20 protein-coding genes and 1 tRNA gene are annotated in these 20272 nt (G+C 71.0%); 17 read left to right on the top strand and 4 right to left on the bottom strand.

Annotated features, from left to right (window positions below; translation table 11 throughout):
- Positions 1-51: 51 nt before the first annotated feature.
- Positions 52-498, top strand: coding sequence for an SRPBCC family protein (locus ACZ562_RS10380; protein WP_471175999.1), 447 nt, complete (start codon positions 52-54; stop codon positions 496-498).
- A 39-nt stretch (positions 499-537) separates the two neighbouring features.
- Positions 538-609, top strand: a tRNA-Val gene (locus ACZ562_RS10375).
- Positions 610-649: 40 nt separating this feature from the next.
- Here ACZ562_RS10375 and ACZ562_RS10370 read toward each other — a convergent pair.
- Entirely contained in the window at positions 650-1375 is a 726-nt protein-coding gene (locus ACZ562_RS10370; RefSeq protein WP_471175996.1) for an exonuclease domain-containing protein, read from the bottom strand.
- Positions 1376-1544: 169 nt separating this feature from the next.
- On the opposite strand from ACZ562_RS10370, the gene ACZ562_RS10365 reads away from it, so the two are divergent.
- The 3 genes from ACZ562_RS10365 (at position 1545) to thrS (ending at position 5408) form a co-directional block, all read left to right on the top strand.
- Complete coding sequence (locus ACZ562_RS10365; RefSeq protein ID WP_471175993.1) at positions 1545-2111, top strand: DUF4365 domain-containing protein; 567 nt, start codon at positions 1545-1547, stop codon at positions 2109-2111.
- Positions 2108-3331: a hypothetical protein gene (locus tag ACZ562_RS10360; protein WP_471175990.1), complete on the top strand. Its 1224-nt coding sequence runs from the start codon at positions 2108-2110 to the stop codon at positions 3329-3331. The genes ACZ562_RS10365 and ACZ562_RS10360 overlap by 4 nt, the downstream gene beginning before the upstream one ends.
- Before the next feature lie 91 nt (positions 3332-3422).
- Positions 3423-5408, top strand: coding sequence for a threonine--tRNA ligase (gene thrS / locus ACZ562_RS10355; protein ID WP_471175987.1), 1986 nt, complete (start codon positions 3423-3425; stop codon positions 5406-5408).
- Between the two features lie 30 nt (positions 5409-5438).
- On the opposite strand, the gene ACZ562_RS10350 is transcribed toward thrS, so the two are convergent.
- Positions 5439-6101: a potassium channel family protein gene (locus tag ACZ562_RS10350; RefSeq protein ID WP_471175985.1), complete on the bottom strand. Its 663-nt coding sequence runs from the start codon at positions 6099-6101 to the stop codon at positions 5439-5441.
- A 67-nt stretch (positions 6102-6168) separates the two neighbouring features.
- Here ACZ562_RS10350 and ACZ562_RS10345 point away from each other — a divergent pair, with 67 nt between their 5' ends.
- A complete protein-coding gene (locus ACZ562_RS10345; protein ID WP_471175982.1) occupies positions 6169-6729 on the top strand; it encodes an HIT family protein in 561 nt (186 codons plus the stop codon).
- Between the two features lie 135 nt (positions 6730-6864).
- Here the strand turns inward: ACZ562_RS10345 and ACZ562_RS10340 are convergent, their stop codons facing one another.
- Together ACZ562_RS10340 and ACZ562_RS10335 are read right to left on the bottom strand one after the other, a co-directional pair.
- Entirely contained in the window at positions 6865-8520 is a 1656-nt protein-coding gene (locus ACZ562_RS10340; RefSeq protein ID WP_471175979.1) for a hypothetical protein, read from the bottom strand.
- A 206-nt stretch (positions 8521-8726) separates the two neighbouring features.
- Complete coding sequence (locus tag ACZ562_RS10335; RefSeq protein WP_471175977.1) at positions 8727-10925, bottom strand: elongation factor G-like protein EF-G2; 2199 nt, start codon at positions 10923-10925, stop codon at positions 8727-8729.
- A 217-nt stretch (positions 10926-11142) separates the two neighbouring features.
- Here ACZ562_RS10335 and pgsA point away from each other — a divergent pair, with 217 nt between their 5' ends.
- The 11 genes from pgsA (at position 11143) to yajC (ending at position 20233) form a co-directional block, all read left to right on the top strand.
- Positions 11143-11892 (top strand): phosphatidylinositol phosphate synthase, encoded by a 750-nt coding sequence (pgsA, locus tag ACZ562_RS10330; protein ID WP_471175974.1) that lies wholly within the window; start codon positions 11143-11145, stop codon positions 11890-11892.
- On the top strand, positions 11889-12815 hold the full coding sequence (locus ACZ562_RS10325) for a phosphatidylinositol mannoside acyltransferase (protein WP_471175972.1): 927 nt from the start codon (positions 11889-11891) through the stop codon (positions 12813-12815). The genes pgsA and ACZ562_RS10325 overlap by 4 nt, the downstream gene beginning before the upstream one ends.
- On the top strand, positions 12812-13978 hold the full coding sequence (locus ACZ562_RS10320) for a glycosyltransferase family 4 protein (protein WP_471175969.1): 1167 nt from the start codon (positions 12812-12814) through the stop codon (positions 13976-13978). The genes ACZ562_RS10325 and ACZ562_RS10320 overlap by 4 nt, the downstream gene beginning before the upstream one ends.
- A gap of 181 nt (positions 13979-14159) precedes the next feature.
- A complete protein-coding gene (locus ACZ562_RS10315) occupies positions 14160-14711 on the top strand; it encodes a LemA family protein (protein ID WP_471175966.1) in 552 nt (183 codons plus the stop codon).
- Between the two features lie 126 nt (positions 14712-14837).
- The gene (gene pdxS, locus ACZ562_RS10310) at positions 14838-15749 is read left to right on the top strand and encodes a pyridoxal 5'-phosphate synthase lyase subunit PdxS (RefSeq protein ID WP_471175963.1); all 912 of its coding nucleotides are present in this window, start codon (positions 14838-14840) and stop codon (positions 15747-15749) included.
- A gap of 25 nt (positions 15750-15774) precedes the next feature.
- On the top strand, positions 15775-16383 hold the full coding sequence (pdxT, locus tag ACZ562_RS10305; RefSeq protein WP_471175960.1) for a pyridoxal 5'-phosphate synthase glutaminase subunit PdxT: 609 nt from the start codon (positions 15775-15777) through the stop codon (positions 16381-16383).
- Positions 16384-16431: 48 nt separating this feature from the next.
- Complete coding sequence (locus ACZ562_RS10300) at positions 16432-17184, top strand: YebC/PmpR family DNA-binding transcriptional regulator (RefSeq protein WP_471175957.1); 753 nt, start codon at positions 16432-16434, stop codon at positions 17182-17184.
- 136 nt (positions 17185-17320) lie between these two features.
- Positions 17321-17851, top strand: coding sequence for a crossover junction endodeoxyribonuclease RuvC (gene ruvC / locus ACZ562_RS10295; protein WP_471175954.1), 531 nt, complete (start codon positions 17321-17323; stop codon positions 17849-17851).
- A complete protein-coding gene (gene ruvA, locus ACZ562_RS10290; RefSeq protein WP_471175951.1) occupies positions 17848-18453 on the top strand; it encodes a Holliday junction branch migration protein RuvA in 606 nt (201 codons plus the stop codon). The genes ruvC and ruvA overlap by 4 nt, the downstream gene beginning before the upstream one ends.
- A gap of 23 nt (positions 18454-18476) precedes the next feature.
- Complete coding sequence (gene ruvB / locus ACZ562_RS10285; RefSeq protein ID WP_471175948.1) at positions 18477-19571, top strand: Holliday junction branch migration DNA helicase RuvB; 1095 nt, start codon at positions 18477-18479, stop codon at positions 19569-19571.
- 179 nt (positions 19572-19750) lie between these two features.
- Positions 19751-20233 (top strand): preprotein translocase subunit YajC, encoded by a 483-nt coding sequence (yajC, locus tag ACZ562_RS10280; RefSeq protein WP_471176870.1) that lies wholly within the window; start codon positions 19751-19753, stop codon positions 20231-20233.
- The last annotated feature ends 39 nt before the right edge of the window (positions 20234-20272 follow it).

Here is a 20272-nt window from a genome sequence, read left to right as displayed (position 1 = left end):
GAACGTACTCAGATGCGGCGTTTCACGTCTGCGTACGGGCAGACTCGAAACATGGACTGGACCCATTACCGCTTCCGCAGCCGGTGGGCCCTGCCCGCGCCGCCCGCCGCCGTGTACGACGCCCTGGAGCGGGTGGAGGACTACCCGCGCTGGTGGCGCCAGGTGCGCGGGGTGCGGCGCACCGACGACACAGCCGGTGTCGTCCGCGTCCGCTCCCTCCTGCCCTACGACGTGACCTTCACCGCGCGGGAAGTGCGCCGCGATCCGGCGGCCGGGGTGCTGGAGGTCGTCCTGTCCGGTGACATCGACGGATGGGCGCGGTGGACGATCACCCGCGACCGGTTTGGCAGCCTGGCGAGCTACGAGCAGGTCGTCGACGTCAGCAAGCCGCTGCTCAGGCTCTTCGCCGTGCCGGGACGGCCGGTGTTCCGCGCCAACCACTGGCTGATGATGCGGGCCGGACGGCGCGGCCTCGTGAAGTACCTGGAAGCGGTTTGAAGGAAGGCCGCGGGGACCTGTATTGTTCAGTGCGTTCCCGGGCGATTAGCTCAGTGGGAGAGCGCTTCGTTCACACCGAAGAGGTCACTGGTTCGAACCCAGTATCGCCCACCGGGAAAGGCCGGTCCGCCAGCAGGCGGGCCGGCCTTCTTCATGCTGCCGCCGGAAGATCCGGACGCAGCGGCCACGCCGGATCCACCGCCTCCTCGGTGCCGCTGCGCGCGAACCACGCCTGCAGGCCCCGCGCCTGCGCCGCGTGCCACACCGCCTGCAGGGTGTGCAGCTCGGCCGGGGACAACCGCTCCAGCCGGGCTGCGAAACGGCGCCCCACCGCCCGTACGACGTCCAGCGCGGCCAGTGCGTCCGCGCCCGCGTCGTGCGCGCCGTCCAGCGTGACGCCGTAGTGCGCGCACAGGTCGGTGAGGGTGCGGCGGCCCTTGCGGTAGCGGTCCAGCTGTTTGTCGAGGACCCGCGGGTCGAGCACGTGCATCGGTGTCGTCTCGAACCAGCGGTCCAGGGGCGAGGCGCGATGGCGGCGCAACTCGCGGTCCAGGAGCGTCAGATCGAACGGCGCGTTCATCACCACCAACGGGCGGCCCGCGGCGGCATGTTCGGCCAGTTCCTCCGCTATCTCGTGCATCACCGGCGCCGGCCAGCGGCCGTTGCGCTGCAGATGCTCGTCCGTCAGCCCGTGCACCGCCGTCGCCGCGGCGGGCACCGGCACACCCGGGTCCACCAGCCACCGGCTCACCCGCGGCCGGGTGCCCGGGGAGTCCTGGACGACTACGGCGGCCGACACGATCCGGTCGGTCTCGACGTCCACGCCCGTGGTCTCGGTGTCGAACGCGGCCAGCGGGCCCTCGTACCAGCACGTCATACCTACACAACTCCTCGTTCAGCCACGGCAGCTGACGCACCGTCTTCTGCCCCGTTTGGTGATACCCGGGCTGTTTGCGCCGTACGCCGGAAGGACACAACAGGAGTACGGGTCTTTGCAGTTCAGCGGCCCGGAGCGAGGAAACATCCGGTCTGGAAGGCTGTTGGTCATGGCGATAGCGCAGCCCGAGCGGGGCGGGCTGCTGCCCGAGCGGACGGCACCCCATCGCGGCACACTCGCCACCACCGCGTGCATGGAGACACTGCAGGTGGGCTACCTGCACGCGGTCGCGGCCGCCGCCGGCTGCTCTTTGTCGCAGCCCTTTCCGGACAACGGCATCGACTGGCACGTCAGTCACAGCGCACCCGGGCACACCGTCGACGACGAGGTGACCATCAAGGTGCAGTTGAAGTGCACGTACCAGATCGCGCCGAACCCGCCCGGCCGCTCCTTCTCCTTCACCCTCGACAACGACCACCTGCGGAAGCTCGCCCGCACCCCGGTCTCGGTCCACAAGATCCTCGTCGTGATGCTCGTCCCGCGGTCCCAGGACGACTGGCTGCGCGCCAGCCACGACCGGCTCGACCTCAGGCACTGCTGTTACTGGACCAATCTCGCCGGTCACCCGGTAACCGGCCGGACCCGGACCACCGTGCGGATACCGACCTCGCGCATCTTCGACGACCGGGCGCTCTGCGAGATCATGACGCGGGTCGGGACGGGAGGCAGACCATGACCCACCGCCCGCTCGGCGAACCGCTGCGGCCGGTCAGGCCGCACCCTGACGAGGCCCGCTGGAACCGTCCCCCCGATCCCGACCAGGTCGACCCCGCCGTCCTCGGGGCCCTGCTGCTGCGGCACGGCTGGCAGCGGCGCGGGGGAGCCGCCGGACGTTACGGCCGCTGGACCCCGCCCGGACCGGGCGGCGGGGGGACGAGTCTGCTCGTGCCCGAGAGCCGCGCCTTCCCGGACAGCGACGACCTGCTCGGCGAGGCGCTCCTCGCGCTGGCCCGCACCGGCACGGCCTCCGCGCACGAGGTGCTGGTCGGGCTCTCCGTGCCCAGCGACGAGATCCGCTGGTGGCGCGACGTCCCGACGGGACCGGCCGCCACCGCGTCCTGGACGGCCGAGGAACAGCTGCGCAGCGCCGCCCGGCAGACGCTGCTCGCCGCCGCTCTCGCCACGCGCGCGCGTGCCGGCTACTACGGCGCCCGGTACCGCAGGCCCGCCGCCGCGTCGCTGGACAGCCTCCTGGTCGGCTCCGCGGCTGGCGGACACCGCCTCACCGCTTTCGTGCCCGTCAGCGCGGCGCGTCCGCTCGCCGTACGTCTCCACCAGGCCCTGTACGCGGCACGCGAGGCCATCGACTACCAACGGGCCACCGGCGGCATGGACGCCTTCGACGGCGCCGTCGAGGCCGGCGTCAGCCGAGAGCTCACCGAGGCGCTGATCACGCTCGTCCGCGGCACCGAGGGCGCCCGGATCGGCGTCGAGTGGGCTCCCGCCGCGGGCGTACCCGACGACTGCGCCGCCGCCGGCCCCGTCGAGTTCTCCCCCGGCGACCTGCCCGTCCTGCGCGAGGCCGGGGCCCGCTATCTGCGCGCGGAACCCTCCGTGTCCGTGCGGATCACGGGGACGGTGGTGCGGATGCGCAGGTCGGGCCCGCGTGGCGAGGGCGCGGTACGGCTGAGGGTGCTCGCCGGCGCCGAGGTCCCGCACGTCCGGCTGACACTGGACGAGGAGGCGTACCGGATCGCCGGGCACGCGCACCTCGTCGGCCTGCCGGTGCGGGTGCACGGCCGGCTGGAGAGCCGGGGCGGCTTCCGGCGGCTGACCGGCGCCTCCGGCGTCGTACCCGTGCAGGTGGACGAGGCGGAGCGGGACCGGCTGATGAAGTCGGTGCAGGAGACGGCGGAGATCACGGCCTTCTTCGAGGAGGCCTGCGGCGGGGACTGATTTCGCGGTGGGCGGCCCGGGGTCGGTACGATCCCAGTCATGCGCGCGCTCTTCGTACGGCGCCGCACCCACCTTCAGTCAGGAGAGACCGGTGTCAGACGTCCGTGTGATCATCCAACGCGATTCCGAGCGGGAAGAGCGCACGGTGACGACGGGCACCACGGCCGCCGAGCTGTTCGCCGGCGAGCGCTCGGTCATCGCCGCGCGCGTGGGCGGCGAGCTCAAGGACCTCGCGTACGCGGTCCAGGACGGCGAGACGGTCGAGGGCGTCGAGATCTCCTCCGAGGACGGCCTGAACATCCTGCGCCACTCCACCGCGCACGTCATGGCCCAGGCCGTGCAGGAGCTCTTCCCCGAGGCCAAGCTGGGCATCGGCCCGCCGGTCAAGGACGGCTTCTACTACGACTTCGACGTCGAGAAGCCGTTCACGCCCGAGGATCTCAAGGCCATCGAGAAGAAGATGCAGGAGATCCAGAAGCGCGGTCAGCGCTTCTCGCGCCGCGTGGTGACCGACGATGCGGCCCGTGAGGAACTGGCGGCCGAGCCGTACAAGCTGGAGCTGATCGGCCTCAAGGGCTCGGCCTCCGTTCAGGATGGCGCCGACGGCGCGGACGTCGAGGTCGGCGCCGGCGAGCTGACGATCTACGACAACGTGGACGCCAGGACCGGCGAGCTGTGCTGGAAGGACCTCTGCCGCGGTCCCCACCTGCCCACCACCCGGAACATCCCGGCGTTCAAGCTGATGCGCAACGCCGCCGCCTACTGGCGCGGCAGCGAGAAGAACCCCATGCTCCAGCGCATCTACGGCACCGCCTGGCCGTCCAAGGACGAACTGAAGGCGCACCTCGACTTCCTCGCCGAGGCCGAGAAGCGCGACCACCGCAAGCTGGGCAACGAGCTGGACCTGTTCTCCGTCCCGGAGCAGATCGGCTCCGGCCTCGCGGTCTTCCACCCCAGGGGCGGCATCGTCCGCCGGGTCATGGAGGACTACTCGCGGCGCCGCCACGAGGAAGAGGGCTACGAGTTCGTCTACACCCCGCACGCCACGAAGGGGAAGCTCTTCGAGACCTCGGGCCACCTCGACTGGTACGCCGAGGGCATGTACCCGCCCATGCAGCTCGACGAGGGCGTGGACTACTACCTCAAGCCAATGAACTGCCCCATGCACAACCTGATCTTCGACGCGCGCGGTCGGTCCTACCGTGAACTGCCGCTGCGCCTCTTCGAGTTCGGGACCGTGTACCGGTACGAGAAGTCGGGCGTCGTGCACGGCCTGACCCGCGCCCGCGGCTTCACCCAGGACGACGCGCACATCTACTGCACGCGCGAGCAGATGGCCGACGAGCTCGACAAGACGCTCACTTTCGTCCTGAACCTGCTGCGCGACTACGGTCTGACCGACTTCTACCTGGAACTGTCCACCAAGGACCCGGAGAAGTTCGTCGGCTCCGACGAGGTCTGGGAGGAGGCCACCGAGACGCTGCGGCAGGTGGCCGAGAAGCAGGGTCTCCCGCTGGTCCCGGACCCGGGTGGCGCCGCCTTCTACGGGCCGAAGATCTCCGTGCAGGCGAAGGACGCCATCGGCCGCACCTGGCAGATGTCGACCGTGCAGCTGGACTTCAACCTGCCGGAGCGATTCGACCTTCAGTACACCGGCCCCGACGGCGCCAAGCAGCGCCCGGTCATGATCCACCGGGCTCTGTTCGGCTCGATCGAGCGGTTCTTCGCGGTGCTCCTGGAGCACTACGCGGGTGCCTTCCCGGCGTGGCTGGCCCCGGTCCAGGCGGTCGGCATCCCGATCGGCGACGGGCACGTCGAGTACCTGGAGAAGTTCGCCGCGGCGGCCAGGAGGAAGGGGCTGCGGGTCGAGGTGGACTCCTCCTCCGACCGCATGCAGAAGAAGATCCGCAACGCCCAGAAGCAGAAGGTGCCCTTCATGGTCATCGCGGGCGACGAGGACATGTCGAACGGCTCGGTGTCGTTCCGCTACCGCGACGGCTCGCAGGAGAACGGCATCCCGTTCGAGGACGCCATCGCGAAGATCGAGAAGGTAGTGGCGGAGCGGGCGCAGGTCTGATGCGCGGGTGACGTGGGGCCGCCGGGGACTTCACCTCTCCGGGGGCCCCACGTCGTCCCCTGCACGTGCGAACCGCTGCATCAGATACGACGAGAACGAACCCGTCACCGCACCCAGCAGGGCGAGCCCGCAGCCCATCAGGACCGCCGCGACCAGCCGCCCCTGCGGCGTCACGGGGACGACGTCGCCGTAGCCGACAGTCGACAGCGTGGCGGCCGCCCACCACAGCGCGTCGCCGAACGTGCGGATCGTCGCGCCCGAAGCGGTGTGCTCGTAGTGGTACACGGCAAGGGCGGCGGAGAGACCGAGCAGTGTGGACGACAGGCCCGCGTACAGCATCACCCGCGCCTGCAGGGCCAGCCGGGGCTCGCCCTGGCGGCGGCCCTGCATGGCGTCGTAGACCCGCACGATACGCACCGGCCGCAGCAGGGGCAGCACGACGACCAGCGAGTCCAGCCAGTGCCGGTGGACGAAACCCGGTCCCTCGCCGCTCAGCCGCCAGCGCACCACGTAGTCCACGATGAACAGCGCCCAGGCCCCGTACAGGACCGCCAGACACAGATCGAGCACAGCATCGGGCAGCCCCTCTCCCAGAACCCGCACCCCGTACGAGCCGAGAAAGAGCAGCGATGCCACCGCGAGCGGGGTCCCGGCCCGCCTCTCCCAGCGTGCCGTCCGGTTGTCGTCGTCCATCGGCCCAGCTTGGCCTGGGAGGCCTCTCCCGCAACCCCGGCGACACGCCGCGAACGGGCGAAGCCATATGCTGCACTGCATGACGAGTGAGCCGGAGCAGCAGTTGGGAGTGGGGACGCAGGACGCGTTCCAGCGTCTGTGGACACCCCACCGGATGGCCTACATCCAGGGCGAGAACAAGCCCAGTGGCCCGGGTGCCGACGACGGCTGTCCCTTCTGCTCGATCCCGGCCAAGTCCGACGAGGACGGGCTGATCGTCCGGCGCGGTGAGCGGGTGTACGCGGTGCTCAACCTGTACCCGTACAACGGCGGCCACCTGATGGTCGTGCCCTACCGGCACGTGGCCGACTACACGGACCTCACCGCCCCGGAGACCAGCGAGCTCGCCGCGCTGACCAAGCAGGCCATGACGGCCCTGCGCACCGCCTCCGGCGCCCACGGCTTCAACATCGGCATGAACCAGGGCACGGTGGCCGGCGCCGGCATCGCCGCCCACCTCCACCAGCACATCGTCCCCCGCTGGGGCGGCGACACGAACTTCATGCCGGTGGTCGGCCACACGAAGGTGCTGCCGCAGCTGCTGGCGGACACCCGCAAGATGCTGGCGGAGGCCTGGCCGGCGAGCTGACTTCCGGTCGGGGCCGGCGAGAGTCAGCCCGTCCGGCGTTTGCGGCCGAGGCCGTTCAGGCCGAACGGGAGGCCCGGGGGCACTGCCCCCGGGCGGTCGGACCACCCGCACACACCCGGCCCGACCGCCGCAGGCCTAGGCGTCGTAGACGTCCGCCTTCCTGGGGGACGCGTCCTGCACGGCCGTGCTGAGGAACGCCGAACGCGTCCCGAACTTCTCCGTGTCCACGCCGTTCTCCGCCAGCACCCTGATCGCCGCCGCGTGCACCACGCGCAGTACCGGCGTGGCCGCGCGCAGCGCGTCGTCCGCCATGAAGCGGTGGCGCCACGGCTTGTCCGCCCAGGCGTGCCTGAGCCCGAACGGCTCGGGCAGCGCCACGGTGCCGCCGAGCCAGTTCAGCAGCGGGGGATACCAGGTCAGCGGCGCGCGGGCGGCCAGGCGGACCACCTCGTCGGCATCGACCAGCGGGAGCTTCACCTTCCGGGTCTCCCAGAACCTGACCGACTTCTGGACCTCCTTCTCCTTCGCCTCCGGTTTCGAGGTGAACAGGGAGTGCACCGGCCCGAGCGCATGCCCGGTGACCTCGATGCGCAGCGTCTCGTGCAGCACCGTCACGGTGATCATCATGGTGATGACCAGCTGGCCGTCCCACAGGGTCCACTGGACGCCCAGGTAGTGCCGGTCACCGGCGCCGAACTGCTGCTTGTTGCAGATGTCCTGTATGGCGTGCGACTTGACCTGGTACGCGTCCACGTCCGTGCCCTCGGGCCGGGACACGGCGTCGGCGTTCTCCCCGATCGGCGTGACGATCCAGTGCCGTATGGACGCCTTCGGGAAACCGCCGGTGTTCAGGGGGCCGCGCTCCAGCATGCGCAGCTTGTCGTGGACCGAGCGTATGACGTCCCAGCTGCGGAAGGGGTGGATCTCCCGGCCGGCCTGAGCGGGCACCAGGTCCTCGGCGAGCTGCCAGCTGCCCCAGCGGGTGCCCATGCCGAGCACGCCCTTGGGGCCTGCGTAGAAGACGGAGTTGGACTGCTGCTCGGCGCTCAGCTTGGCCAGGGACTGGCGCAGCGCCTCGGCCGCGGTCTCGCCGGGGCTGCTCGGCACCGCCTCGGGAACCTTGGCGCCGACACTGCTGCCGGAGAGCAGGCTGTCCCAGCGCTCCCGCAGGTCCTTCGCCGTGCGCTCGCAGATCTGCCTGGCCCAGAACCATCCGGCCACGGGGGCGACGACGGCCCCCCGCGCATACCAGGCCCAGAAGCCCGAGAACGGCATGCGGATCAGGAAGATCACGGCGAGGGCGCCCGCCGCGACGAGCAGCGTCGTGGCGAGCGCACCGGCCCGCTTGTCCTCGCGCTTGGCGACCGTCGTGCGGATCTGGAAGATCAGCAGCCAGACCACGAGCCCCGGCAGGAACAGCAGTCCGCACAGCACCATGACCGCGCTCAGCCAGTTGTCGCGCTCCCTGCGGATGCGGTTGGCCGCGAGACAGTGCTCGACGACGGCCTGCGGCTCGGTGCCGAACGACTGGATCAGCGGCTTGCGGCCGGCGCCCAGCATCCGGTCCACGACCGCCCGCGAGAAGGCCTCGCCGAGGTTCGGCTTGAACAGCGCCATCTTGCCGCCCTTGACGGCGGACTGGTGCCATTCGCTGTTGGCCTTGAGGATGTCCTCCACCGGATTGTCCCGGTACGCCGCCGAGGCCAGCGCGAACGTCGCCGTCTGCCCCTCGTCGCCCGTGCGCGGCACCTGCGGACCGAAGATGTCCGCGTAACCGCTCTCAACGGTCATTCCCGCCCCCGATCGCCGCTGCTCTCGCTCTGCGGCTTTCCCGACTTCCGTGCTTGGCACACATGTTGATCAGGTCATCAGCGTATCCGCAGGCACTGACGGCTCGTCGGCGGACGGCCGAATGCACCCTCTTCGGTGCCCTTCAGCCGCCCGCCGACGCGGAGGGGAGCGTTCCACGAACGCCACTTGGTGGCGCCCGGCGCCAACTATGAGGCGTCGCGCGCCTCTTCACGGATCCTTTCGGCGATCTGCGGTGGCATGGGTTCGTGCCGCGCGTACGAGCGGTTGAAGCGCGCGGTGCCGTGCGAGAGGGAGCGCAGATCGACGGCGTACCGGCCGATCTCGATCTCCGGCACCTCGGCCCGCACCAGCGTGCGGCCGCCGCTGGTCTGCTCGGTGCCGAGCACCCTGCCGCGCCGACCGGACAGGTCGCTCATCACGGCGCCCACGTACTCGTCGCCGACCAGCACCGTCACCTCGGCCACCGGCTCCAGCAGGTGGATCTTCACGTCGGCCGCGGCCTCCCGCAGCGCGAGCGCGCCGGCGGTCTGGAAGGCGGCGTCCGAGGAGTCCACGGAGTGCGCCTTTCCGTCCCGCAGCGTGACACGGACGTCGATGAGCGGATAGCCCGCGGCAACTCCCCTGGCGGCCTGGGCCTTCACTCCCTTCTCGACGGACGGGATGAACTGACGCGGCACCGCACCGCCGACGACCTTGTCCACGAACTCGATGCCCGAGCCGCCCGGCAAGGGCTCCACCTCGATCTCGCAGATGGCGTACTGCCCGTGCCCGCCGGACTGCTTCACATGCCGGCCCCGCCCCGCGGACCTGCCCGCGAACGTCTCCCGCAGGGACACCTTGTGCGGTACGACGTCGACCTGGACGCCGTAGCGGGTGCGCAGCCGCTCCAGGGCGACGTCGGCGTGCGCCTCGCCCAGACACCACAGGACCACCTGGTGTGTGTCCTGGTTCTGTTCGAGCCGCATGGTCGGGTCCTCGGCGACCAGTCGGCCGAGGCCCTGGGAGAGCTTGTCCTCGTCCGCCTTGCTGTGCGCCTGGATGGCGAGCGGCAGCAGCGGGTCGGGCATCTCCCACGGCTCCATGAGCAGCGGGTCGTCCTTGGCCGAGAGCGTGTCGCCGGTCTCCGCGCGGTTCAGCTTCGCCACGCACGCCAGATCCCCGGCGATGCAGTGGGTGAGCGTCCGCTGCTGTTTGCCGAACGGCGCGGACAGAGCGCCGATGCGCTCGTCCACGTCGTGGTCCTCGTGCCCGCGGTCGGTGAGCCCGTGCCCGGAGACGTGTACGGTCGCGTCGGCGCGCAGGGTGCCGGAGAAGACGCGCACGAGCGAGACCCGGCCGACGTACGGGTCGGACGCCGTCTTCACGACCTCCGCGACCAGCGGACCGTCCGGGTCGCACGTCTTCAGCTCCCGCGGCTTGCCGTCGACCGTCGTCACGCGGGGCGCCTCGTGCTCCAGCGGTGTCGGAAAACCGCCGGTGATCAGCTCCAGGAGCTCCACCGTGCCCAGTCCCTGCCGGGCGCCCTCGGCTGCGGGGGCGGCGGCCAGGACGGGGAAGAAGACGCCGCGCGCGACGGCCCGCTCCAGGTCCTCGATGAGCGTCTTGACGTCGACCTCCTCACCGCCGAGATAGCGGTCCATGAGGGTCTCGTCCTCGCTCTCGGAGATGATGCCCTCGATCAGCCGGTTGCGGGCCTCCTCGATCCCCGGCAGCTGGTCCTCGCCCGGCTCGGACTCCTTGCGTTCCCCGGAGGAGTAGTCGAACAGCTTCTGCGACAGCAGCCCGGTCAGCCCGGTCACGGGCGCGTGCCCGTCCGGCCCCTGCGGGCCGTGCAGCGGCAGGTACAGCGGCAGCACGGCGTCGGGGTCGTCCCCGCCGAAGGCCTCCGCGCAGATCCGCGTCATCTCCTCGAAGTCCGCGCGCGCGGCCTCCAGGTGCGTGACGACGATGGCCCGCGGCATGCCGACGGCCGCGCACTCCTCCCACACCATGCGGGTCGAGCCTTCCACGCCGTCCGAGGCCGAGACGACGAAAAGGGCCGCGTCCGCCGCTCGCAGACCGGCCCTGAGTTCCCCGACGAAGTCGGCGTATCCGGGGGTGTCGAGAAGATTGACCTTGATCCCGTCCCATTCGACGGGGACCAGGGAGAGCTGCACCGAACGTTGCTGCCGGTGCTCGATGTCGTCGTAGTCGGAGACGGTGCCGCCGTCCTCCACGCGGCCCGCCCGGTTCACCGCTCCCGCTGTGAGTGCGAGAGCCTCCACCAGGGTCGTCTTGCCGGATCCGCTGTGGCCGACCAGCACCACATTCCGTACGGACGCGGGGTGGTCGGCCGCCGTTGCCCTGCCGGCGGCTCCGGGGTGTGTGTTCGCCTTGTCGCCCATGGCCTTGCCTCCCGTGCACGGTGAGGTCACTGTGGGCGCGGACATACCGGTCCGCGTGCGGTGGCGGCTCCGGTGACGCCCGCGGTCCTTCGAGCTTTCCACTCCCGTCACGGTGCGTCCATACGAGGGACGTGATCGCGCCGTGTCCCGGACGCTGTCCTGCCGTGGCTCCGGGCCGACGGTGCCCGGCCGCCGCCCACGCGCGCGCGTGGCTACGATGGGCCAGCCGACGGCCAGCAGGGGCCGCTCGGCTACACCGACCCTCGGGAAGGCCATGCTGAACAAGTACGCGCGTGCATTCTTCACGCGTGTCCTCACACCGTTCGCCGCGTTTCTCATCCGGCGGGGCGTCAGCCCCGACACGGTCACGCTGCTCGGCACCGCCGGCGTGATGGCGGGCGCGCTGGTCTTCTACCCCCGGGGCGAGTTCTTCTGGGGCACGGTCGTGATCACACTGTTCGTGTTCTCCGACCTCGTCGACGGCAATATGGCCCGCCAGCTGGGCCGTACCAGCCGATGGGGCGCCTTCCTGGACTCCACGCTCGACCGGGTCGCCGACGGGGCGATCTTCGGCGGCTTCGCCCTCTGGTACGCGGGCGGCGGCGACGACAACGTCCTGTGCGCCGTCTCGATCTTCTGCCTGGCCAGCGGCCAGGTGGTCTCGTACACCAAGGCGCGCGGCGAGTCGATCGGCCTGCCGGTCGCCGTCAACGGCCTCGTCGAGCGCGCCGAGCGGCTCGTGGTCTCGCTGGTCGCGGCCGGGTTGGCGGGCCTGCACAAGTTCGGCGTGCCCGGTATCCAGTACCTGCTGCCGGTCGCCCTGTGGATCGTCGCCGTGGGCAGCCTCGTCACGCTGATCCAGCGGGTCGTCACGGTCCGCCGGGAGTCCGCCGAGGTGGAGGCCGCGGAGGCCGAGGCCGCGGAGACGCAGCCGAACGCCTCCCGGGGGAGCGAGGCGGCGAAGTGAGTGCCCGGGAGCGGCTTACGGACGCGCTCTACGGCGTCGGCTGGACAGCGGTCAAGAAGCTGCCCGAGCCGGTCGCCGTACGGCTCGGCCGCGGCATCGCCGACCTCGTCTGGAAGCGGCGCGGCAAGGGCGTGCAGCGGCTGGAGAGCAACTACGCGCGCGTGGAGCCCGATGCGACCCCTGAGCGCCTGGCCGAACTCTCCCGCGCCGGCATGCGCTCTTACCTGCGCTACTGGATGGAGTCCTTCCGGCTCCCCGCGTGGAGCCCCGAACGCATAAGGGCGGGCTTCTACGCCAAGGACGTCCACCACCTCACCGACGGCCTCGCCTCCGACCGGGGCGTTATCCTCGCGCTGCCGCACATGGCCAACTGGGACCTCGCCGGCGCCTGGGTCACCACCAAGCTGGAGACGCCCTTCACCACCGTCGCCGAACGCCTCAAGCCGGAAACGCTGTACGACCGGTTCGTCGCCTACCGCGAGAGCCTCGGCATGGAGGTCCTGCCGCACAGCGGCGGCTCCGCCTTCGGCACCCTGGCCCGGCGGCTGCGCGACGGCGGCCTGGTCTGCCTGGTCGCCGAGCGCGACCTGTCCGCTTCAGGCGTCGAGGTCACGTTCTTCGGCGAGGCCACCCGGATGCCCGCCGGTCCGGCGCTGCTCGCCCAGCAGACCGGCGCACTGCTGCTCCCGGTCACCCTCTGGTACGACGACTCACCCGTGATGCAGGGCCGGGTGCATCCCCCGGTCGAGGTGCCCGAGACAGGCACGCGGGCGGAGAAGACGTCAGTCATGACACAGGCACTGGCCGATGCCTTCGCCACGGGGATCGCCGACCATCCGGAGGACTGGCACATGCTGCAGCGCCTGTGGCTCGCCGACCTGGAACCGCGCCCGGCGCACGGAGCGGACGGGGAGCGGCCGTGAGGATCGGCATCGTCTGCCCGTACTCCTGGGACGTGCCGGGCGGCGTCCAGTTCCACATCCGCGATCTCGCCGACTACTTCATCCGCCTGGGGCACGAGGTGTCCGTCCTCGCCCCCGCCGACGACGACACCCCGCTCCCGCCGTACGTCGTCTCGGCCGGCCGCGCGGTGCCGGTGCCGTACAACGGCTCGGTGGCCCGTCTGAACTTCGGCTTCCTGTCGGCGGCAAGGGTGCGGCGCTGGCTGCACGACGGCGCGTTCGACGTCGTCCACATCCACGAGCCGACCTCGCCGTCGCTCGGCCTGCTGACCTGCTGGGCCGCACAGGGCCCGATCGTCGCCACCTTCCACACCTCGAACCCTCGTTCCCGTGCCATGATCGCCGCGTACTCGATCCTCCAGGCGGCCCTGGAGAAGATCAGCGCCCGGATCGCCGTGAGCGAGTACGCCCGCCGCACGCTCGTCGAACACCTCGGCGGCGACGCGGTGGTGATCCCGAACGGCGTCGACGTCGACTTCTTCGCCGAGGCCGAGCCCAAGGCCGAGTGGCAGGGCGACACGATCGGCTTCATAGGGCGCATCGACGAGCCCCGCAAGGGCCTGCCCGTGCTGATGAAGGCCCTGCCGAAGATCCTCGCCGAGCGCCCGCAGACCCGGCTGCTCGTCGCGGGGCGCGGCGACGAGGAGGAGGCCGTCGAGAGCCTGCCGAAGGAACTGCGCGCGCGCGTCGAGTTCCTCGGCATGGTCAGCGACGAGGACAAGGCCTGCCTGCTGCGCAGCGTCGACCTGTACGTGGCACCCAACACCGGCGGCGAGAGCTTCGGGATCATCCTCGTCGAGGCCATGTCGGCGGGGGCTCCCGTCCTCGCCTCCGACCTGGACGCCTTCGAGCAGGTGCTCGACCGGGGCGCGGCGGGGGAGCTGTTCGCCACCGAGGACTCGGACGCGCTCGCCGAGGCCGCCGTACGGCTGCTCGGCGACCCGGAGCGCCGGGCCGAGCTCCGTGAGCGCGGCAGCGTCCACGTCCGGCGGTTCGACTGGTCCACGGTCGGCGCGGACATCCTGTCGGTGTACGAGACGGTGACCGACGGGACGACGGCGGTGGCGGCGGCCGACGAGCGGACGCCGGGCCTGATGGCGCGGCTGGGACTGGCGCGGGACTGAGCCGAGGGCGACGGACTTCGGAGGGCGCCGGGCACCGGCAGCCCGTCCGGCGTTCGAGGACGAGGCCGTCCAGGCCGATGCGCGGGTCCGGGGGTGGGTCCGGGGGCGGCAGCCCCCGGTCGACGGCGCGCCAATGGGGACCCGGCTGACCCGGTGGAACGTCCCGGTAGCCTTGCCGCCCGTGACCGCAACCCTCATCTGGACCCTCGTCGCCGTCGTCGTCCTCGTCGCGATCGGCCTGTACCTGAGCTGGACTGCGGGGCGGCTGGACAGGCTGCACGCACGTATCGACGCGACGCGCGCCGCACTCGACGCCCAGCTGCTGCGCCGCGCCTCGGTGGCCCAGGAACTGGCCACCTCAGGGGTGCTCGACCCGGCCGCCTCCATCGTGCTGTACGAGGCCGCGCACGCCGCCCGGCAGGCCGAGGAGGAGCAGCGGGAGGTCGCCGAGAGCGAGCTGAGCCAGGCGCTGCGTGCGGTGTTCGCGGAGCCGCAGCAGGTGGAGGCGGTGCGGGAGGCGCCCGGGGGAGAGGCCGCCGCCCGGGAGCTGACCGAGGCGGTACGCCGGGTGCCGATGGCCCGGCGCTTCCACAACGACGCGGTGGGGGCCGCCCGGAGGCTGCGTGAGCACCGCAAGGTGCGCTGGTTCAGGCTGGCCGGCCACGCGCCGTTCCCGATGGCGTTCGAGATGGACGACGAGCCGCCGGCGGCGCTGGCGGACCGGGCTGCCTGAACCCCCGGTGTACCCGCGGCGACCGCAAAACGATCCACCGGCTTCCCATTGGCCCTTGCTGTGGCCTGGTCCCCTCACGTTTCCTCGATGCTGCAGTAATCCTCTTCCACTCCAGTGAGGTCACCCGTGTCCAGCACGCTCTCCGAAAACCAGGCCCCCGAGACCGGCACCGCGCGCGTGAAGCGCGGTATGGCCGAGCAGCTCAAGGGCGGCGTGATCATGGACGTCGTCACGCCGGAGCAGGCGAAGATCGCCGAGGACGCGGGCGCCGTCGCCGTCATGGCCCTGGAGCGGGTCCCGGCCGACATCCGCAAGGACGGCGGCGTGGCCCGCATGTCCGACCCGGACATGATCGAGGGCATCATCGAGGCCGTCTCGATCCCGGTCATGGCCAAGTCCCGCATCGGCCACTTCGTCGAGGCCCAGGTCCTGCAGTCCCTCGGCGTCGACTACATCGACGAGTCCGAGGTCCTCACCCCGGCCGACGAGGTCAACCACTCCGACAAGTGGGCCTTCACCACCCCGTTCGTCTGCGGCGCCACCAACCTGGGCGAGGCCCTGCGCCGCATCGCCGAGGGTGCCGCGATGATCCGCTCCAAGGGCGAGGCCGGCACCGGCAACGTGGTCGAGGCCGTCCGCCACCTGCGCCAGATCAAGAACGAGATCGCCAGGCTGCGCGGCTTCGACAACCACGAGCTGTACGCCGCCGCCAAGGAGCTGCGCGCTCCGTACGAGCTGGTCAAGGAGGTCGCCGAGCTCGGCAAGCTGCCGGTCGTGCTGTTCTCCGCCGGTGGCGTGGCCACCCCTGCCGACGCCGCGCTGATGCGCCAGCTCGGCGCCGAGGGCGTCTTCGTCGGCTCCGGCATCTTCAAGTCGGGCGACCCGGCCAAGCGCGCCGCCGCCATCGTCAAGGCGACCACGTTCTACGACGACCCGAAGATCATCGCGGAGGCGTCCCGCAACCTGGGCGAGGCCATGGTCGGCATCAACTGCGACACCCTCCCCGAGGCCGAGCGTTACGCCAACCGCGGCTGGTAAGTCACCCCCTGAGGACTGCACCTACATGACCGACGCACCTGTCATAGGCGTCCTGGCACTCCAGGGCGACGTACGGGAGCACCTCATCGCCCTGGCCGCGGCGGACGCCGTGGCCAGGCCGGTACGGCGCCCCGAAGAGCTCGCCGAGGTGGACGGCCTCGTGGTCCCCGGCGGCGAGTCCACCACCATCTCCAAGCTCGCCGTCCTCTTCGGCGTGATGGAGCCCCTCCGCGCGCGCGTGCGGGCAGGCATGCCCGTCTACGGCACCTGCGCGGGCATGATCATGCTCGCCGACAAGATCCTCGACCCGCGTTCGGGCCAGGAGACGATCGGCGGCATCGACATGATCGTGCGCCGCAACGCCTTCGGACGTCAGAACGAGTCCTTCGAGGCGGCGGTCGACGTGAAGGGCGTCGAGGGCGATCCTGTAGAGGGTGTCTTCATCCGCGCTCCCTGGGTCGAGTCCGTGGGCGCCGAGACCGAGGTGCTCGCCGAGCACGAGGGCCACATCGTGGCGGTCCGCCAGGGCAGCGCCCTCGCCACGTCGTTCCACCCGGAACTGACCGGCGACCACCGCGTGCACTCCCTGTTCGTCGACATGGTGCGCGCCAACCGGACAGCGGAGTCCTTGTAGGATCTCTGGCGTTCGTATCTGGATGGGTTACGCGAAGGAGACAGGCAGATGTCCGGCCACTCTAAATGGGCCACGACGAAGCACAAGAAGGCCGTGATCGATGCCAAGCGCGGCAAGCTCTTCGCGAAGCTGATCAAGAACATCGAGGTCGCGGCGCGAATGGGCGGTGTCGACCTCGACGGCAACCCTACGCTCTACGACGCCGTCCAGAAGGCCAAGAAGCAGTCGGTTCCGAACAAGAACATCGACTCCGCGATCAAGCGCGGCGGCGGTCTCGAGGCCGGTGGCGCCGACTACGAGACGATCATGTACGAGGGCTACGGCCCGAACGGCGTCGCGGTGCTGATCGAGTGCCTCACCGACAACCGCAACCGCGCCGCCTCCGACGTCCGCGTCGCCATGACCCGCAACGGCGGCTCCATGGCGGACCCGGGTTCGGTGTCGTACCTCTTCAACCGCAAGGGCGTAGTGATCGTCCCCAAGGGCGAGCTGAGCGAGGACGACGTCCTCACCGCCGTCCTGGACGCGGGTGCCGAGGAGGTCAACGACCTCGGTGAGTCCTTCGAGGTGCTCAGCGAGGCCACCGACCTGGTCGCGGTCCGCACCGCCCTCCAGGACGCCGGTATCGACTACGACTCCGCCGAGGCCAACTTCGTCCCGACCATGCAGGTCGAGCTGGACGAGGAGGGCGCCAAGAAGATCTTCAAACTGATCGACGCGCTCGAGGACAGCGACGACGTGCAGAACGTCTTCGCCAACTTCGACGTCAGCGACGAGATCATGGAGAAGGTCGACGCGTAACGCTGCCGCGGGCTGCACGGCTCAACGGGCCGACGGGACACACCCGTCGGCCCGTCGCGTTGCCGGGCGTCGGTGGCGGCCGTTGTCGGTGGCACCCGATAGCCTGCACAAACAGGCGATCGAAGGGAGGGGGCGCGTGCGGGTACTCGGGGTGGACCCCGGACTCACGCGATGCGGTGTCGGTGTCGTCGAGGGGGTCCCCGGACGGCCGCTCACCATGCTCGGAGTCGGTGTCGTACGGACGCCGGTGGACGCCGAGTTGGCGCTGCGCCTCGTCGCCGTCGAGCAGGGCATAGAGGCGTGGCTGGACGAGCACCGGCCCGAATTCGTGGCCGTGGAGCGGGTGTTCAGCCAGCACAACGTACGGACCGTGATGGGCACCGCCCAGGCCAGCGCCGTCGCCATGCTCTGCGCCGCCCGGCGCGGCATCCCCGTCGCCCTGCACACCCCGAGCGAGGTCAAGGCCGCCGTGACCGGCAGCGGGCGCGCCGACAAGGCCCAGGTCGGCGCGATGGTGACCCGCCTGCTGCGGCTGAGCGCACCGCCGAAGCCCGCCGACGCCGCCGACGCCCTCGCGCTCGCCATCTGCCACATCTGGCGCTCCCCCGCCCAGAGCCGACTCCAGCAGGCCGTCGCCCTGCACACATCGAAAGGCCGTACGGGATGATCGCCTTCGTGAGCGGCTCGGTCGCCGCCCTCGCCCCGGACTCCGTCGTGGTCGAGGTGGGCGGGATCGGCATCGCCGTCCAGTGCACGCCGGGCACGCTCTCCGCGCTGCGCATGGGGCAGCAGGCCAAGCTGGCCACGTCCCTCGTCGTGCGCGAGGACTCGCTGACGCTCTACGGCTTCGCGGACGACGACGAACGCCAGATCTTCGAGCTGCTGCAGACCGCCAGCGGCGTCGGCCCCCGCCTCGCCCAGGCCATGCTTGCGGTGCACAGCCCGGACGCCCTGCGCAGAGCCGTCGCGACCGACGACGAGAAGGCGCTGACCGCCGTCCCCGGCATCGGTAAGAAGGGCGCCCAGAAGCTCCTGCTGGAGCTGAGGGACCGGCTCGGCGAGCCGGTCGGCGCTCCCGTGGTCGGCGTCCCGGTCACCCAGGGCTGGCGCGACCAGCTGCACGCCGCCCTGATCGGCCTGGGATACGCGACCCGCGAGGCCGACGAGGCCCTGTCCGCCGTGGCCCCCCAGGCGGAAGCGGCCGGCGGGACGCCCCAGGTGGGCCAGCTGCTGAAGGCCGCCCTGCAGACCATGAACCGCGCCCGCTGACCCACCATCCCCCCGAGGCACACATGAACTGGGACGACACGACCGAGACCTCCGCGTCCGAGGGGCTCGTCGGCCCCGCCGCGGAGCGGCTGGTGGGCCCTGTCGCCGACCGTGAGGAACAGGCCGTCGAGGCCGCGCTGCGGCCCAAGGACCTGGACGAGTTCATCGGTCAGGAAAGGGTCCGCGAACAGCTCGACCTGGTCCTGCGCGCCGCACGCGCGCGTGGCGCCACCGCCGACCATGTCCTGCTCTCCGGCGCCCCCGGCCTCGGCAAGACCACCCTCTCGATGATCATCGCGGCCGAGATGGGCGCCCCGATCCGCATCACCAGCGGCCCGGCCATCCAGCACGCCGGCGACCTCGCCGCGATCCTGTCCTCCCTCCAGGAGGGCGAGGTTCTCTTCCTCGACGAGATCCATCGCATGTCCCGGCCCGCCGAGGAGATGCTCTACATGGCGATGGAGGACTTCCGCGTCGACGTCATCGTCGGCAAAGGCCCGGGGGCGACCGCCATCCCCCTCGAACTGCCCCCGTTCACCCTGGTCGGCGCCACCACGCGGGCGGGCCTGCTGCCGCCCCCGCTGCGCGACCGCTTCGGCTTCACCGCGCACATGGAGTTCTACGAGCCCGCCGAGCTGGAGCGGGTCATCCACCGCTCCGCGAACCTGCTCGACGTGGAGATCGAGGCCGACGGCGCCGCCGAGATCGCCGGCCGCTCCCGCGGCACGCCCCGCATCGCCAACCGCCTGCTGCGCCGCGTACGCGACTACGCCCAGGTCAAGGCCGACGGGCTCATCACGAAGGACATCGCGGCGGCGGCCCTCGCGGTCTACGAGGTCGACGCCCGCGGCCTCGACCGGCTCGACCGGGCCGTCCTGGAGGCCCTGCTCAAGCTGTTCGGCGGCGGTCCCGTCGGCCTCTCCACGCTCGCCGTCGCGGTGGGGGAGGAGCGCGAGACCGTGGAGGAGGTCGCCGAGCCGTTCCTCGTACGGGAGGGGCTGCTGGCCCGCACCCCGCGCGGGCGCGTCGCCACCCCAGCGGCATGGGCGCATCTCGGTCTCACCCCGCCCGGCGCGTCAAACGGGGGAAACGGACAACAGGACCTGTTCGGGGCGTGACGGCGAGGGCATTGGCCCGGTCAGGAACCCAGGTGCCATGCTGAGCGTTGTTCCATGCGCGTGGACTCGCTTAGACTCCGCCGATGCCGCCGTTGTCGGCGGCAAACAAACCCCCATCCAACAGGCCGCTCACCTCCGCGGTCGTGCGAAGGAAATTCCGTCCCGTGAATAACATCGGCATGCTCCTCCCTTTCATCGTGCTCATCGGGGCCATGTTCCTGATGACCCGGTCGGCCAAGCGCAAGCAGCAGCAGGCCAGTGAGATGCGGAACCAGTTGCAGCCCGGCAGTGGCGTCCGCACCATCGGGGGCATGTACGCGACGGTCAAGGAGGTCAACGAGGACACGGTCCTCGTCGACGCCGGCCCGGGCGTCGAGCTGCTCTTCGCCAAGAACGCGATCGGCGCCGTCCTCAGCGACGACGAGTACAACCGCATCGTCCACGGCATCGAGCACGACCTGAAGTCCGACACCGACGTCGTCCCCGACGACGCCTCCTCCCTCACCGAGTCCGACGACTCCGTCGACGACGCTGCCGCCGCCTCCGACGACAAGTCCGTCGACCTCGGCAAGAAGGAGACCGCCGAGGCGCCGGCCGAGGCCGCCGAGGCGAAGACGGACGACGAGCCGAAGAAGACCGACGGCGACCCCGACGCGAAGTAGCCGCACTCCAGGGCGCGCGGGCCGGCTCCCCGCGCCCCG

Source organism: Streptomyces sp. NPDC040410 (assembly GCF_055595715.1).
This window is presented reverse-complemented; position numbering and strand designations above follow the sequence as displayed.

Bases quoted from the DNA above. Each gene is read 5' to 3' on its own strand.
- ACZ562_RS10380 (WP_471175999.1), top strand. From the start codon at position 52: ATGGACTGGACCCATTACCGCTTCCGCAGCCGGTGGGCCCTGCCCGCG.
- ACZ562_RS10370 (WP_471175996.1), bottom strand. From the start codon at position 1,375: ATGACGTGCTGGTACGAGGGCCCGCTGGCCGCGTTCGACACCGAGACC.
- ACZ562_RS10365 (WP_471175993.1), top strand. From the start codon at position 1,545: ATGGCGATAGCGCAGCCCGAGCGGGGCGGGCTGCTGCCCGAGCGGACG.
- ACZ562_RS10360 (WP_471175990.1), top strand. From the start codon at position 2,108: ATGACCCACCGCCCGCTCGGCGAACCGCTGCGGCCGGTCAGGCCGCAC.
- ACZ562_RS10350 (WP_471175985.1), bottom strand. From the start codon at position 6,101: ATGGACGACGACAACCGGACGGCACGCTGGGAGAGGCGGGCCGGGACC.
- ACZ562_RS10345 (WP_471175982.1), top strand. From the start codon at position 6,169: ATGCTGCACTGCATGACGAGTGAGCCGGAGCAGCAGTTGGGAGTGGGG.
- ACZ562_RS10340 (WP_471175979.1), bottom strand. From the start codon at position 8,520: ATGACCGTTGAGAGCGGTTACGCGGACATCTTCGGTCCGCAGGTGCCG.
- ACZ562_RS10335 (WP_471175977.1), bottom strand. From the start codon at position 10,925: ATGGGCGACAAGGCGAACACACACCCCGGAGCCGCCGGCAGGGCAACG.
- pgsA (WP_471175974.1), top strand. From the start codon at position 11,143: ATGGGCCAGCCGACGGCCAGCAGGGGCCGCTCGGCTACACCGACCCTC.
- pdxT (WP_471175960.1), top strand. From the start codon at position 15,775: ATGACCGACGCACCTGTCATAGGCGTCCTGGCACTCCAGGGCGACGTA.
- ACZ562_RS10300 (WP_471175957.1), top strand. From the start codon at position 16,432: ATGTCCGGCCACTCTAAATGGGCCACGACGAAGCACAAGAAGGCCGTG.
- ruvA (WP_471175951.1), top strand. From the start codon at position 17,848: ATGATCGCCTTCGTGAGCGGCTCGGTCGCCGCCCTCGCCCCGGACTCC.
- ruvB (WP_471175948.1), top strand. From the start codon at position 18,477: ATGAACTGGGACGACACGACCGAGACCTCCGCGTCCGAGGGGCTCGTC.
- yajC (WP_471176870.1), top strand. From the start codon at position 19,751: ATGCTCCTCCCTTTCATCGTGCTCATCGGGGCCATGTTCCTGATGACC.